We start from the raw sequence: 14,476 nt of genomic DNA on the forward strand, positions 1-14,476 counted from the left end.
TTGTTATGACTTTATATAAATACGAAGCTATAAACGCAGATGGCCAAACAGAAAAAGGAGAAATTAACGCTGGCACTAAAAGTGAAGTAAGCTTGATATTAAAAGAACAACATAAAATATTAGTATCTTTAAGTCCAAAGGCAGCATACAAAAAAATTTCATTTTTTAAATATAAAATTTCTATAAAAGATTTATCTTTATTCACTAGACAGTTGGCAACTTTGATTCAAGCCAATATCTCAGTTGATGAAAGTTTGAGCACTATTGCAGAGCAAACACAAAAAGAGCGACTATCTAAAATACTTATTAAAGTTAGAGATGGTGTAAGAGAAGGAAATACCCTATCTAAAACTATGAATCAGTTTCCAAATGTTTTCGACTCTCTTTATGTCAGTATGATCGCTTCGGGAGAAAAGTCATCTAAATTAGGCGGTGTGCTTGAAAGCCTAGCTACTTACATCGAAAAGAAAAATAAATTGAAGAGTGTTACTACTCAGGCTATGGTTTATCCAGTTGTATTATTAGTAGTGTCTATCATTATTACTTTATTTTTATTGGTTTCTGTTGTTCCACCAATTATAGAACAGTTTTCTGGCATTAATAAATCACTTCCACTAGTTACAGTTATTTTGATTTCAATAAGTTCATTTATTATAAACTATGGCTTGTTCATTGCTGTATTGTTAATCTTTTTTTATCTAATTTTTAGGTTATGGATAAAGAAAGATTATGCAAAGCTTTGGCTTCATAGAGTTTATCTCAAGATTCCTATTGTGGGAAAAATAATAGTGAACTTAAACTCTTCTAGGTTTGCCAGAACGTTGGCCATTTCTATGCAAAGTTCAATACCTTTACTTGAAGGAATAACTTTAGCAAAAAATGTTGTAACTAATAAATTCTTAAATGATAAAATTAATAAGGTCTATGATAATGTTAAAGAGGGAGTATCACTTTATATCTCATTAAAAAATATAAACATGTTTTCTCCTATAATGTTATACATGATCTCAAGTGGCGAAAAGAGTGGAGAGCTTGTCCAGATGTTAAATAAAGCAGCTGACTATCAAGATCAATATTTTGAAAGTGTTGTTAATGTTGCTTTAAAAATATTTGAGCCATTACTTATCATTTTAATGGCAGGAATAGTTATGTTTATTGTTGTTGCCATTTTGCTTCCTATCATTGAGCTTAATAATTTTGTTTAGTTTAACTGATTGTAAAAATATGATGGGGTTATTAATTTTAATAAAAAAAAAATTATCTATAAACTAAACTTATTTTAAATATTTTAGATTATGGAACTATCATGGATTATTTTGTAGCAAAGGAATTAGATAAGAAAAATTATACAAAAAAAATAAGTGGATTTACTCTTCTGGAAGTAATGGTAGTTATTGTTATCTTGGGAGTATTAGCAAGTCTTGTTGTTCCTAATTTACTTGGTAATAAAGATAAGGCAGATCAAAAAAAAGCAGTGACGGATATAACAACACTAGAGCACGCACTAGATATGTATAAGTTGGATAATAATATTTATCCTACTGAAGAGCAAGGATTAAAAGCTTTGGTAAAAAAACCATCACTTGATCCAATACCTAAAAATTATAGAAAGGGCGGTTATATTAAAAGACTTCCCAATGATCCCTGGGGCAATCCATATCAATATGCAATACCTGGAAAGTTCGGATCAGTTGATGTATATAGTTTTGGTCAAGATGGGAAGGAAAGCGGAGAGGAAATGAATCAAGATATTGGATCTTGGAATCTGAATGAATACTAAAGGGTTTACATTGCTAGAGGTTTTATTAGTTCTTTTGATTATTTCAAGTTTAGTTTTTATAGTTTCAATAAATCTTCCCGAAACAAAGAAAAATTCTCAATCAACTAAAGAATTTGAAAGGCTATTTATACAATTAAATAATTTATATGATGAATCTGTGTTATTCAATAGATCCTATTTGGTTACTTTTACAGATAACAAATATTTTTTTTTACAGTTACTCAAAAAGGGTTTGAAAAGATAGACTCCCAAAATAGTAATTTTAAGAGTGTGAATTCAAGCAAATTGAATTTTAAACTGCTGAAAAATGAAAACTTATTCAAAAATGATTTAAATAATATTCAAATTAAAATGGAAAATAATGAAACAGTAAGGCCAAGTATCATACTAGAATCCAATGGGTTTATCGCTCCTTTTGAGCTTGAAGTTTTTAATTCAAGCAATGAAAGCAAAATAGGTAGCATATTTATTAATGAGACAGGGAAACTACAAAAAAAATATGAATCTGCTGAATAATAATCCGGGGTTTACTCTGATTGAGGTCTTGCTATCGTTAGTCATATTATCAATTATTTCATTGAGTGTGTTTAATGCAGTTAACTTTAATCTACAATCAAACACGCGTCTTGAGGAAAGATTCTATGCTTCGCTGGTTGCTGATAAAGTTTTTAAAGAAGATGCTTTGTATAAAAGATATTCAGAAAATGAAAGAAATGGTCAAGTAGAAATGGTTAATAGAACATGGTATTGGGTCATAAAAACACAGATTGGTGTTGATGGTTATTTATTGAGAAAAGAAATTACCGTTTTTAATGACAGAAAACAAGAAAATTCCATCTATATGTTGATTAGTTACGTGCCTCTTAAGAAGAAAGAAGTTGATGTATAAAAATGGCTTTACATTAATAGAAGTTTTACTAGCGACAGTAATCATGTCATTTATAGGAATTGCAGCGTATTCTATGCTGTTTTCAATTAAAGAAACAGAAGTGGCATCAAACCAAAAAACACAAGAAAATAATGAGCTTCAAAGAGCATTAATTATTTTTGATAATGATTTTAATCAAATTATATCTCGGAAATATTCTAGTGAAGAAAAAATAAATATTAATCCTATTATTATAGGATTAGGTGAAAATTCATCCGATGATGTAGGCGTTTCGCTTATTAGAGGTGGATGGGTTAATCCTAATTATGAGTTTCGTAGAAGTCAGTTTTTAAAAGTGAAGTATTATATTGAAAATAAACAATTAATGAGAAAGTGGTATCCTTTTGTTGATACAACAGATAATACACCGTTTTATAAGCAGATATTGATAAACAATATTCTTTCTTTTGAAATTGAGTCATATGAAAAAGGTCTGTGGTTTCAAGAATGGAAAAAAGAAAACACGCCACAGGCCTTAAAAATTATAATTAATATTGAAGGTATTGGTCGTATTGAAAAAATTTATTTATTACCAGAAAGCGAAGTATGATACTGAAACAGGAGGAGCTTTAATTCTTGTATTAATGCTTCTTGTTATCGTGTCGGCTAGTCTTCTTTTTTTGACTAAAAACTTTCAGCAGAACTTCAAAAAGAATAAATTATATTCTGCGCAACAGCAGAGTTTTTGGTATGCATTATCAATTGAGAACCTGGGATTGTTATCTTTAAGACAAACTTTCGAAGATAATTCCAATAATATCAATCAAAGTCAAATATGGGCATCATTTAATGGTATAACTTATGATATTGATGATTCACAGTTATCTATTTCGATCAAAGATATGAGTTCCTGTTTCAACATTAACTCTTTTAATATTAATAAGCAAAAAACAACCACGATTCCAAGAGAGATTTCAATTTATCAAGATTTGCTGAAATTACTTGAAATTGATGACGACATAGTTTTTTCAATATGGGATTTTATTAATTTAAATCCCATATCAGTAGGAGATTCTGTGAGTGAATCCATTTATGAAAATAATTTTCCTCCATTTAAATCAGCCAACAGAACTTTGTCAGATTTTAGTGAAATAAGAGTAGTTGATGGCATGACTTCGCAAAAATTCAAACAGATGAGGCTGTTAAGTTGTGCCATTCCTTCGGACAAGCTATCAATTAATATAAATACATTAAATACTGAAAGTGCAATTTTGTTAAGTGCAATTTATTACCCTGAACTCACTTCAGAAGATGCAAAAAAATTATTGAAGATAGGCCTTTTGATGGTTGGAGTAGTGTTGATGAATTTTTGAGCATTTCAGGGTTGAAAAATTCGACTGATAAAAAATATTTATCAGTTAAAAGTGATTATTTTTTAATTGAATCTTCTGTTAAAACTAATAATATGACGTGGAAAATGAGATCACTTTTTTACCAAAATAAAAATAAATGGAAAAATTTTTATAGATTTTTGGTAATAACATATGAAGAAAATAACCCTAATCATTAAGTTAAAAAATACACTCATAAAAGAGTATGCATGGGGTTATATATCTTCAAGATCGCCGCAAAAAACTTTAGATTTTGTTGAGAAAGGAACTTTAAAAGAATTAAAGAATTCAGCTTACTTTAGTAAAGTAACAAAAGTTTATTTGATTATTCCTACAAAAATAATTTCTAATTTAAAATTAGATTTGCCCTTGGAGTTGCAAAATAAAAAAAATATTCAAACAACCGTAGAGTTTTTAGCTGAAGAATATATTTTTCAAAAAATTGAAGATGTAAAAATAAGTATCATAAAAAGAGGTGCCAATTATGTTTATGTATCTGTTGTAGATAAAAAAATTATTGATGAAATAACTCTCAGTTTTTCGGAAATCGGAATAGATATAGATTTAATAACATCAGAGGCAATGTGTTTGCCTATAAAAAAAAATCATTGGACAGTACTCTCCAGAGATAGCTCTAAGATTATAAAAATGCAAGACTTTGATTGTATTGAGTTGAAGAATAGTTTATTTAACGTTTTTCTCAATGAACATCAGCCAAAATTATATAATGTTTATTTTCAAAACAACAGAGAGGAATTTGATTTTATTTCTAATAATTTACTTAATGACCCTACCAACCTAATAAATTTAAATTCTGAAAAAAGCCCATATTTTCGCTACAGAACAAAAACAAAAAGTATATGCGTGTTGACTTTTTTCTTCATTATTTCTTTTTTCTTATCAAAAATATCAAACAACATAGCTTTACAAAGCAAGGTCGATGTCATTAATAAAGAAATTAAACATATGGCTCAAAAGGATCTTGGTAATATCAATGATTCAATGTCTATTGATGAAATTAAGTTGGGTTATGAAGCAAAACTTATTGAACAAGCTAAACCTAAACAAGATTTTTATTCAAGGTTGGTTGAATTAGACAGAATCCTATCTGGGCTAAGAGAATTGCACATTAAAAGATTAGATTACAACAATGATACAGAGACTTTTTCTTTACACATAGAGGGAAAAAATAACAGAAATGTAGCAGTACTATTAAAAAAATTAAAAAATTTAAAAATTTTATCAAACACAAAAAAAAACAACCTTGATATTATTTCGTTTAAAGTTTTAGGCTAGGCTAACATGATAAAAAAGTGGTTTCTTTCAAAAACAACACGTGAAAAATTTTTAGTCATTCTTTTGGGTTTCGTTTTCTGTATTTTAGTATTGTACTTTCTTAATAATTACTTAACACAGGAAAATATAAAACAATCTAAACTTTATCAACAAAGTAAAAATAATTTATCTTTAATAGAAAAAATGAGTAAGTTATTAAATAAAGACAATAGACCAGAACAAATTAATGAAACTTTGATAAGGAAAATTGCGAGAGAAAAAAATGTTTATATTAAAAAAGTGAAGATTGCAAATAAGGCTATTGAAGTTGATGCCAATGCAAAAAATATAAATAATGTTATTCATTTTTTAAACAGTATAGAAATTGAATATAACCTTACTATGAAATCTATCTCTATTGAAAAAAAAGGAGATAATATTTTTGTTAGAAATATATCTTCAATGAAAAAATGATAAATACTGGCATTCATTATGATTAAATATTGCGCTATTTTGTTTTTAACTAGTCTTTTTTTCTTGATTAATGTACCTATTAAACATTTAGGTTTAATACCAAATATGGAACAAGAAAATCTCAAACTGGAGGTTAATGGTAATGTTTCCCAAGGCGAGGCAAGTTTAGTAGTGCCAAGAATTGATTATTCATTAGATTTCGACTGGGAGTGGATATGGTATGAACTTATATTTGGCTCATTGGTATATAATGTTGATATAAATTATAATGGACAAAAGATAGGGAAGTTTAAGTTTTTTAAAAACATAATCAGAGGTAATTTTATTAAAGAACTAGATTTAAACCTAACTAATACTAACTTAGATAATGGTTCGCCTTTTTCTTTCAAATCATTTGGGATTACATCCAAATATATTTCTTTGGATAATTGCAGTGAAAACACATCTTTATCAATTGAAGGAAAAAACCTTTTTTATAATGATTTAATAAAACTTGAATTAGGGGAACTAAATGGTAGATTAATCTGTAAGAATAGTAAACCGGAACTAAGCTTACAACAAGTCACAACTGAATTAAAAAGCAAATGGAAATTATTTCCTTCATATGATTTTAATGATATAACTGTTTCAGGTGAAATTAATAATAATGATGGGTTAATAAATAAAGATTTACTATTATTTATTTTTAAGAGTGTAAAAGAAGATACAAAAGGTAATTTTGAAGTTAATGAAACGTTTAATATAAGAAAATTTTTATGAAAAAAAAAGCTCCTATTATTTTGTCTAATAAATTAGTTGCATCTTCTAGTTTATTTCATATTGAATCAATTGAATTACTTTTTTCAAATGGGGAAAAGAGAATTTATGAAAGATTGAAGCCGACAAACAGAAATGCAGTAATGATAGTGCCAATTAATCAAAATAAAGAAATTATTTTAATTAAAGAATATGCTGTTGGCACAGAAAGTTATGAATTAGGATTTCCAAAAGGCTTGATTGACTTAGGAGAAAGCCCTATTGAATCAGCAAATAGAGAGTTGAAAGAAGAAATTGGGTATGGTGCAAAAAAATTTGTCCTATTAAAAGAAACAAAACTCGCTCCATCATATTTTTCGTCAACTATGAGCATTTTTCTAGCCACCAATCTTTATGAAGATGCATTAATCGGTGATGAACCAGAGCCTTTGGAGAAGGTATATTGGCCGATATCAGATGTGCATAAACTGCTCTCTGATAAAAATTTTAGAGAGGCAAGAAGTATAGCTGCTCTTTACCTAGCACTTGATGAATTATAATTTCACACTTATTTAAGTATTTAACACAAGACGCATTAGTTCATAAATATAGAGATAGGACTAATTGGATTTATAACCAGTGAATAATCAAAAAAAATCATGTTTTTTTTCTCATGAAGCTCAAATCAACTAACATAACACTATTAAGTTTGAAAAAAGTATTTGGCAGATTAATTTCAAACTCATTCCACAAAAAATAAATAATTATTTTATATTAATCACGACTTAGGCTCTTTGAGAGAAAGCTACTCCTAAAAAAATATTCAGTTTAAAAATAACATGATTTTTTTACTCATAGTTGAAATTTAGAACTCAATGCGGTATAAATGAAAATGATTTTCAATAACATTTGTTGATGATAATAATTATTTTTAATATTTTTGAAGGAATAGTAATGGAGTTAAAAAAAAATAGAGAATATAAGTGTCTTGGGTTCAAAAAAAATATATCTCCAGCATATCGAAGAAAATTGCTATCTATGGGAATATCACCAGGCAAAACTTTTAAAGTTAAAAGTATTGCACTAATGGGTTCACCTATCCAACTTGAAGCCTGTGGCGCTTTTCTTAGCTTAAGAAAGATAGACCTAAATAATATTAAATTTGAATCTAATCAATAAAAAAATGAGTTAATACAAAAAATGGAAAAAAAATTCACAATAAGTTTGCTAGGTAATCCAAACTGTGGCAAAACAACACTTTTCAACGTACTGACAGGTTCTAAACAAAAGACAGGAAACTGGAGTGGGGTAACTGTCGATAAAAAAACTGGCTTTTTTAATTCAGAAAATCATCAATATGAACTAGTCGATTTGCCTGGTGTGTATTCATTAAATGACTTGGAAGGAAACGGCTCATTAGATGAAAAAATTGCAAGAGATTTTATTCTTTCGAAAAAAAACAAGCTGGTTATAAACATTGTGGATGGTTCAAATTTAGAACGAAACCTTTATTTAACAACACAACTTTTAGAGATGAAGGTGCCTACTTTATTAGTTGTGAACATGATGGATGTTTTAAAATCAAAGGGATTAAAGTTAGACTTAAAAGCATTATCTTCTAAAATTGGTTGTCCAGTGATAGGAATCATAGCTTCTAAAAAAAGAGGTGTTAATGAGCTTATAACAGCAATCGATAGTCAGATCAATAAACTTTCCATATCGGATTTTAAAGTACAGTATCCAGAATATTTGGAGTTTGAAATTAATAAAATCTCTTACTCATTAGAAAAGCATGACAACTTTGATAAAAATGATTTGAGGTATTTTGCAGTTAGTTACTTGGAGTCAAATGGTTTTGGAGTTAAAGAGTTGAGTTCTCAATCTCAGCAAACTATAAGTGAGAGTTTAAGAGTGTTGAGCGACATTGATGAACCTGATTTAATAATTGCTGATTCAAAGTATACTAGAGTGACACAAATACTTGATAATTCTTTAGATGAAACCAACCACTCAAACCACAAATTAACCCAAATTATTGATAATATTGTTATGAATAAGTTTTTGGGTATCCCTATTTTTCTTTTTGTAATGTACATGATGTTCTTTTTTTCTATTAATATTGGAGGAGCATTACAGCCAATATTTGATGAAGGATCCTCTGCTATTTTTATCGATGGTGCGGCTTGGCTGTGTAATTATTTAAGCTTTCCTCCCTTTATTACTGCAGTTATTGCTCAAGGTTTTGGTGGAGGAGTAAATACTCTATTACCTTTCATTCCTCAGATCGGACTTTTATTCTTGTATTTATCATTTCTTGAGGATAGTGGTTATATGGCAAGGGCAGCATTTGTTGTTGATAGAGCAATGCAATCCATAGGTTTACCTGGAAAGTCTTTTGTTCCATTAATAGTGGGTTTTGGGTGTAATACTCCAGCTATATCAGCAACTAGAACATTAGAATCTCAAAAAGATAGAATCTTAACTGCTATGATGGCACCTTTAGTGACATGTGGAGCAAGACTAGCTATTTTTGGCGTTTTTGCTGCTGCTTTTTTTCATGGTTTAGGAAGCTTTTTGGTTTTTAGTCTCTATGTCCTTGGTATTTTAGTAGCAATTGGAACTGCCATAATTTTAAAAAAGACATTATTGATTGGAGAGTCTCTGCCAAATGTTATGGAAATGCCTCTTTATCATGTGCCGCACATTAAAACAGTTTTGATAACAACATGGACTAGGCTTAAAGGTTTTGTTATTAAGGCGGGTAAATTAATCATTCCAATATGTATGATAGTTATGGGCCTAAATAGTATAACAATGAAGGGTGAACTAGTGACACCGGATACGGAACAAAATTCAGTTTTATCAGACTTTGGGCGTGCGGTGACTCCAATATTCAAACCTATGGGTGTGAAAGATGAAAACTGGCCAGCAACTGTTGGTTTGTTAACTGGGACGTTAGCAAAAGAAGTTGTTGTAGGTACATTAAACACTCTTTATAGCAAGCCAGAAGAACAAAATAATGATAATGATAAATTTGACTTGGTTGGAGAGTTAAAAACGGCATGGGATGATACAATTGATGGGTTAAGAGATAGCTTTTCAATAACAACCTTTTTGAATCCTGTTGATGCTGCAAAAGCTGATGCTGATATGAGTGATTCTTCAATGGGCTCAATGTATAAGGCATTTGGGGGATTGATTCCAGCCTATGCTTATTTAATATTTGTATTACTGTACATTCCTTGTGTTTCAACAATAGGTGCAATCTCAAGAGAGATTGGTAAAAACTGGGCATATCTATCGACTTTATGGGGAGTAGTTATTGCTTATTCCTTAGCGGTTATATTTTACCAAACAGCAACATTTTATGAGCATATGTTATCTAGTTCGATATGGATACTGTTTTCTATATCATTAGTAATGATTACTATTTATTTGATTAAAATATCAAGCAACAAACTAGATTGGAGTTTAGGCAAAAAACTTAATAATAACAATGGTCGTATATATGAATAATTTAATAGATGTCCGTAATTATATAAGAACCAAAAGAAAAGTGCATAGTAGACAAATGAAACGAGAGTTTAAAGGTTCAACACGACTACTAGATGCTTTGATTGAGAAGCTTGTTTTAAAAGGTGTCGTTGAAATATTGGATGATTCTCAGAGCTCATCTTGTTCAAAAAGTGGCTGTAATTCTTGTAACCAAAAAATAGAAAACACAGTTTATTGTTGGAAAGAGAAACACACAATTGAGGTATGTATGTTATAAATACCGATGATAACTATCAAGAACGATAAGTACCAATCACTTAACATGCGAAAATGAGTTACTAAATTGTAAGTCGCTTTTTTCGCATTAATTAACTCATCCTCTAATCAATTTCAAATAAATTGAAGCTGTCAGTCAGTTCGTTTTTATTGTTTTAAATAAATAAGTTACATTTTAAAATTTAATCGCTTATACTGTATAAATAAACATGTCAATAAAGATTACCACATGAAATCATTAACAAAAGACAACAAGAAGTTTTTAATTTGATCAAAAACAAAATTGATGAAACAGGTTTCCCTCCTACCAGAGCTGAAATTGCGAAAGAATTAGGCTTTAAATCTGCTAATGCTGCAGAGGAACATATCAAAGCCCTCTCTAAGAAAGGAGTAATCGAACTTGTTTCTGGCGTATCTCGGGGTATAAAAATCACAGAAATAGAAACTAATCAAATTGACAGTTTACCTTTAATAGGAAAGGTAGCAGCAGGGCATCCGATTTTGGCAATAGAAAATATTGAAAAAAAATATGAAATCAGTCCAAATATTTTTTCTCCTAGAGCTGATTACTTATTGAGAGTAGAAGGCATGAGTATGAAAAATGTGGGTATTTATGAAGGAGACCTAATTGCTATCCATAAAACAACAGAAATCCGTAATGGTCAAATTGTTGTTGCCAGAATTGAAGATGAGGTGACGGTCAAAAGATTTGAGAAAAAAATGATTTTGTATATTTACATCCAGAAAATGAAGATTTTCAGGTAATTAAAGTTGATTGTTCAACTGAAAATTTTTATATAGAAGGAGTCGCGGTAGGTATTTTAAGAGATAATTTTTTTAATAGTTAGAGTCAGTTCTACTTCACTTTTTTTTAACAAATCACTGTAATTTTTTAGAAAAACATCTAGGTTTATTCATAATATTTAATTTTTTTATTGTATGAATAAATCTTTATTTTTTATCTTTTTTTTTATCGCTACTTCTGTATTCGGTGAAAACAATCAAGACATGAACTGGAATCTTACTAAAGGTGCTAGCAGAGTAAGCTCAGAAGTATATTCTTTACACATGATTGTTTTTTACATTTGTTTGGCAATTTTAATATTTGTTTGTGGTCTAATTTTATTTTCAATCATAAGATTCCATAAATCTAAAAACCATGTCCCATCCACAAAGTCACATAGTCTTAGATTAGAGGTTTTATGGACAATTATTCCATTCATTATTTTAATTACAATGGCTGTTCCAGCAACTAAAACTCTAATTTCGATGGAGGATACATCATCATCTAACTTAACAGTGTTAGTTACTGGTTCTCAGTGGAAATGGCATTATAAATACCTTGATACTAATATCAGTTTTTACTCTAATCTAGCAACCTCTCCTTATGAAATATCTAATCAAAGAATAAAAAGAGATAATTATCTTTTGGAAGTTGATAATCCTTTAGTTATTCCAATAAATCAGAAAGTGAGATTTCTAGTAACTTCTGATGATGTTATTCATTCATGGTGGGTTCCTGACTTTGCTATAAAAAAAGATGCTAATCCAGGATTTATTAATGAAGCATGGACCATAGTAAATAGAGCGGGGACCTACAGAGGACAGTGTGCAGAGTTGTGTGGTAAAAATCACGGTTTTATGCCAATTGTGGTTATAGCAAAAGAACAAACTGAATTCAAAAAGTGGTTGCTTAATCAAGAAAAAAAAATGGAACAAATTAAGTTGGAAGAGAAAAAATAACGAGTTCAATATTAAGCAAAAGAGAGTTAATGGAGTTAGGAGAATCTGTTTATATTCAATATTGCTCTGCCTGCCATCAAATTAACGGCAAAGGATTAAAAGGTATTTTTCCTAAACTTGATGGTTCTCCGTTAGCTATTCAAGAGGATAAAGTTAGAGAACACATTAATATTGTTTTGTATGGAAAGACAGGATCATCGATGCAAGCTTACAAGAATCAGCTGACCTTAAAAGAAATTGCGGCAGTAATAACATATGAACGAAATGCATGGAGTAATAAAACGGATCGTTTAGTCCAACCATCAGAGATCAAAAAGTACTTCAAATAATATAAGATGAGGGATATCTAATGGAAAACTCTATTGACGGAAATCATCAAAAAGAAAATCCTTTTTAAAGTGGTTAATTACTACAAATCATAAAGAGATAGGTACTTTATACCTAATTTTTAGTTTAATTATGTTTTTCACTGGTGGTTTAATGGCTTTGTTAATTAGGTTAGAGTTATTTCAGCCTGGTTTACAGTTTATTGAACCCAATTTTTATAATCAAATGACCACTGTTCATGGATTGATAATGATTTTTGGAGCAGTTATGCCTGCTTTCACGGGTTTAGCCAACTGGATGATACCTCTAATGATTGGTGCTTCAGATATGGCTCTCCCAAGATTAAATAATTTAAGCTTCTGGATTCTACCTTTTGCATTTTTTTTGCTTTTGTTATCATTATTCATGGAAGGAGGCGGTCCAAATTTTGGTTGGACATTTTACGCCCCCTTGTCCACGACATACAGCCCACCAAGTACAGCTTTATTTATTTTTTCAATGCACATTATGGGCATAAGTTCCATATTAGGTGCTATTAACATAATCGTCACTATTATGAATATGAGAGCTCCTTGGATGAGTTACTTTAAAATGCCTATGTTTGTGTGGACTTGGTTGATTACGGCTTTTTTACTTATAGCAGTAATGCCCGTTCTAGCTGGTGCAGTTACAATGGTTTTGACTGATAAATATTTTGGAACAAGTTTTTTTAATGCTTCTGGGGGAGGTGATCCAGTTTTGTTTCAGCACATTTTTTGGTTTTTTGGACATCCGGAAGTTTATATAATGATATTACCGAGCTTTGGTATTATTTCTACTATCATTCCTACTTTTTCTAGAAAAAAACTTTTTGGTTATCATTCAATGGTATATGCAACATTAGCAATTGCGATATTAAGTTTTACTGTTTGGGCTCATCATATGTTTACTTCTGGTATGCCGGTTGCGGGAGAGCTTTTTTTCATGTATTCAACCATGCTCATATCGGTACCAACTGGAGTAAAAGTTTTTAACTGGATAGCGACCATGTGGGGCGGTTCTCTGTCATTCGAAATACCAATGCTATTCTCTATTGCTTTCATAATTTTATTTACTATTGGCGGTTTGTCAGGAGTAATGTTGTCAATAACACCTGCAGACTTTCAATATCATGATACTTATTTTGTCGTAGCCCATTTTCATTATGTATTAGTTTCAGGTGCTATTTTCTCTATTATTGCAGCTGTTTATTATTGGCTTCCTAAGTGGTATGGGAGAATGTACGATCAAAAGCTAGCGTCATGGCACTTTTGGTCTTCAATAATTTCGATGAATATTTTATTTTTTCCAATGCATTTTTTGGGTTTAGCTGGAATGCCAAGAAGAATTCCTGATTATGCTTTACAATTTTCCGATGTTAACGCTGTGGTTAGTATAGGGGCTTTCTTATTTGGGTTCTCCCAATTAATTTTTTTGCGAGTATTATATAAATGTTACAAACAAAAACCTTCGCAAAATTTTTCAAAGTGGCCCGGAGCAAAAGGTTTGGAATGGACTTTGCCAACCCCAATTCCAAGTCATACGTTTGAAAAACCACCTAATGGGCCATAACATGAAAAATAATAAATTGGTTTATAAGTTATTTATTATACCGATAAGCATGTTTTTCTTTAGCTATGCTCTCGTTCCTTTATATGATGTTTTCTGTCAATTGACTGGACTTAATGGGAAAATTGAAAAAGCTAACTATAAATCCCCTAAAACATTAAAGCCTTCTAATTATAAAAATCTAAAAATGGAAGTGGTTATTAGAAATAATTTGCCAGATATAGAGTTCCATACTTTAGGCTATACCCAAATTATTGATACTAATAAAATTCATCAAATGGATTTTAGGGTTATAAACAACAGCCCAGACAATAAAGTTATCCAAGCAGTGCCATCTATTTCACCAAATGAAGCAACAGGATTTTTTAATAAAATTGAATGCTTTTGTTTTAATCAGCAACTGTTTAAACCTTATGAACAAAAATTATTTAGTATGATTTTTTACTTAGATTCGAAAATCCCAAACAAAATTAAAAATATTTCAATGATTTATACAGTTTTTGATGTTACTAATAAGGATTAATG

Annotated in this window: 18 protein-coding genes and 2 pseudogenes; all 20 read left to right on the forward strand. The window is 30.0% G+C overall.

Annotated features, from left to right (window positions below):
- Positions 1 to 5 precede the first annotated feature (5 nt).
- On the forward strand, positions 6 to 1,205 hold the full coding sequence (locus tag CF386_RS03675) for a type II secretion system F family protein (protein WP_089073103.1): 1,200 nt from the start codon (positions 6 to 8) through the stop codon (positions 1,203 to 1,205).
- A gap of 101 nt (positions 1,206 to 1,306) precedes the next feature.
- Positions 1,307 to 1,780: a type II secretion system major pseudopilin GspG gene (gene gspG / locus CF386_RS03680; protein WP_089073104.1), complete on the forward strand. Its 474-nt coding sequence runs from the start codon at positions 1,307 to 1,309 to the stop codon at positions 1,778 to 1,780.
- The gene (locus CF386_RS03685) at positions 1,770 to 2,024 is read left to right on the forward strand and encodes a prepilin-type N-terminal cleavage/methylation domain-containing protein (RefSeq protein ID WP_089073105.1); all 255 of its coding nucleotides are present in this window, start codon (positions 1,770 to 1,772) and stop codon (positions 2,022 to 2,024) included. The genes gspG and CF386_RS03685 overlap by 11 nt, the downstream gene beginning before the upstream one ends.
- A 26-nt stretch (positions 2,025 to 2,050) precedes the next feature.
- Complete coding sequence (locus CF386_RS03690) at positions 2,051 to 2,296, forward strand: hypothetical protein (RefSeq protein ID WP_145955010.1); 246 nt, start codon at positions 2,051 to 2,053, stop codon at positions 2,294 to 2,296.
- A complete protein-coding gene (gene gspI / locus CF386_RS03695) occupies positions 2,280 to 2,669 on the forward strand; it encodes a type II secretion system minor pseudopilin GspI (RefSeq protein ID WP_158522288.1) in 390 nt (129 codons plus the stop codon). Before CF386_RS03690 ends, gspI begins: the two co-directional genes overlap by 17 nt.
- A complete protein-coding gene (gspJ, locus tag CF386_RS03700) occupies positions 2,662 to 3,258 on the forward strand; it encodes a type II secretion system minor pseudopilin GspJ (RefSeq protein WP_089073108.1) in 597 nt (198 codons plus the stop codon). The genes gspI and gspJ overlap by 8 nt, the downstream gene beginning before the upstream one ends.
- Complete coding sequence (gene gspK, locus CF386_RS03705; protein ID WP_089073109.1) at positions 3,221 to 4,021, forward strand: type II secretion system minor pseudopilin GspK; 801 nt, start codon at positions 3,221 to 3,223, stop codon at positions 4,019 to 4,021. Before gspJ ends, gspK begins: the two co-directional genes overlap by 38 nt.
- Positions 3,973 to 4,218: a hypothetical protein gene (locus CF386_RS13610; protein ID WP_404824958.1), complete on the forward strand. Its 246-nt coding sequence runs from the start codon at positions 3,973 to 3,975 to the stop codon at positions 4,216 to 4,218. The genes gspK and CF386_RS13610 overlap by 49 nt, the downstream gene beginning before the upstream one ends.
- Positions 4,193 to 5,335 (forward strand): type II secretion system protein GspL, encoded by a 1,143-nt coding sequence (locus CF386_RS03715; protein ID WP_089073111.1) that lies wholly within the window; start codon positions 4,193 to 4,195, stop codon positions 5,333 to 5,335. The genes CF386_RS13610 and CF386_RS03715 overlap by 26 nt, the downstream gene beginning before the upstream one ends.
- Positions 5,336 to 5,341: 6 nt before the next feature.
- Positions 5,342 to 5,788, forward strand: coding sequence for a type II secretion system protein GspM (gene gspM / locus CF386_RS03720; RefSeq protein WP_089073112.1), 447 nt, complete (start codon positions 5,342 to 5,344; stop codon positions 5,786 to 5,788).
- Positions 5,789 to 5,806: 18 nt separating this feature from the next.
- On the forward strand, positions 5,807 to 6,547 hold the full coding sequence (locus tag CF386_RS03725) for a hypothetical protein (protein ID WP_089073113.1): 741 nt from the start codon (positions 5,807 to 5,809) through the stop codon (positions 6,545 to 6,547).
- On the forward strand, positions 6,544 to 7,083 hold the full coding sequence (nudE, locus tag CF386_RS03730; protein WP_089073114.1) for an ADP compounds hydrolase NudE: 540 nt from the start codon (positions 6,544 to 6,546) through the stop codon (positions 7,081 to 7,083). Before CF386_RS03725 ends, nudE begins: the two co-directional genes overlap by 4 nt.
- 394 nt (positions 7,084 to 7,477) lie before the next feature.
- Positions 7,478 to 7,702 carry a FeoA domain-containing protein gene (locus tag CF386_RS03735; RefSeq protein WP_089073115.1) on the forward strand — a complete coding sequence of 75 codons (225 nt, stop codon included), beginning with the start codon at positions 7,478 to 7,480 and terminating at the stop codon, positions 7,700 to 7,702.
- A 21-nt stretch (positions 7,703 to 7,723) separates the two neighbouring features.
- Complete coding sequence (gene feoB / locus CF386_RS03740; protein ID WP_089073116.1) at positions 7,724 to 10,039, forward strand: Fe(2+) transporter permease subunit FeoB; 2,316 nt, start codon at positions 7,724 to 7,726, stop codon at positions 10,037 to 10,039.
- On the forward strand, positions 10,032 to 10,295 hold the full coding sequence (locus CF386_RS03745; protein ID WP_158522289.1) for a FeoC-like transcriptional regulator: 264 nt from the start codon (positions 10,032 to 10,034) through the stop codon (positions 10,293 to 10,295). The genes feoB and CF386_RS03745 overlap by 8 nt, the downstream gene beginning before the upstream one ends.
- A gap of 233 nt (positions 10,296 to 10,528) precedes the next feature.
- Positions 10,529 to 11,142 (forward strand): annotated as a pseudogene (lexA, locus tag CF386_RS03750) (transcriptional repressor LexA).
- A 91-nt stretch (positions 11,143 to 11,233) separates the two neighbouring features.
- Positions 11,234 to 12,037 (forward strand): cytochrome c oxidase subunit II, encoded by an 804-nt coding sequence (coxB, locus tag CF386_RS03755; protein WP_225971716.1) that lies wholly within the window; start codon positions 11,234 to 11,236, stop codon positions 12,035 to 12,037.
- A 29-nt stretch (positions 12,038 to 12,066) separates the two neighbouring features.
- Positions 12,067 to 12,366, forward strand: coding sequence for a c-type cytochrome (locus tag CF386_RS12995; protein ID WP_225971717.1), 300 nt, complete (start codon positions 12,067 to 12,069; stop codon positions 12,364 to 12,366).
- Between the two features lie 70 nt (positions 12,367 to 12,436).
- Positions 12,437 to 13,954 (forward strand): annotated as a pseudogene (gene ctaD, locus CF386_RS03760) (cytochrome c oxidase subunit I); the annotation flags it as partial.
- A 1-nt stretch (position 13,955) separates the two neighbouring features.
- Positions 13,956 to 14,474 carry a cytochrome c oxidase assembly protein gene (locus CF386_RS03765; protein WP_158522290.1) on the forward strand — a complete coding sequence of 173 codons (519 nt, stop codon included), beginning with the start codon at positions 13,956 to 13,958 and terminating at the stop codon, positions 14,472 to 14,474.
- Positions 14,475 to 14,476 lie beyond the last annotated feature (2 nt).

It is taken from the genome of Paraphotobacterium marinum (assembly GCF_002216855.1).
Taxonomy (GTDB): Bacteria; Pseudomonadota; Gammaproteobacteria; order Enterobacterales; family Vibrionaceae; genus Paraphotobacterium; species Paraphotobacterium marinum.